Raw genomic sequence first — 447 nt, 5'->3', positions numbered from 1 at the left:
ATCACGGTCGACGATGCCGATCTCGACATCGCGCTCGAATATACGCCGGGCGACCGCGTGGTCGAGGCGGAGCTGGATGACGCCCCGCTGACCGTGAAGATCGCGCGCACGCGCACCGGCTTTACGCTCACCACGCGCGGCGCAAGCCATGTCGCGCGCGTGCTGCCTGCGCATGTCGCGCCCTATGCGCAGCATCTGATCGAGAAGATCCCGCCCGATCTGTCGAAATTCCTGCTGTGCCCGATGCCGGGCCTGTTAATGCGGCTGGATGTCGCGGCGGGCGATAAGGTCGAAGCGGGCCAGCCGCTTGCGGTGGTCGAGGCGATGAAGATGGAAAACATCCTGCGCGCCGAAAAAGCGGGCACGGTCAAGACGATCAACGCCAAAACCGGCGACAGTCTCGCCGTCGACGCGGCCATTTTGGAAATGGAGTAACGCAAGACGTAG

At 63.8% G+C, this 447-nt stretch carries 1 protein-coding gene; it reads left to right on the top strand.

What is annotated here, in order from left to right; translation table 11 throughout:
• Window positions 1–435 (top strand): biotin/lipoyl-containing protein (locus tag AACY52_RS31305; RefSeq protein WP_339561541.1); only part of this gene is annotated, 435 nt, incomplete at its 5' end.
• Window positions 436–447 lie beyond the last annotated feature (12 nt).

Origin of the sequence: Pseudomonas sp. EA_65y_Pfl1_P113, from assembly GCF_963970525.1 — a bacterium.
GTDB classification, from domain to species: domain Bacteria; phylum Pseudomonadota; class Gammaproteobacteria; order Pseudomonadales; family Pseudomonadaceae; genus Aquipseudomonas; species Aquipseudomonas tritici.
The sequence above is the reverse complement of the archived record's forward strand: the minus strand, read 5'-3'. Positions and strand labels throughout refer to the sequence as shown.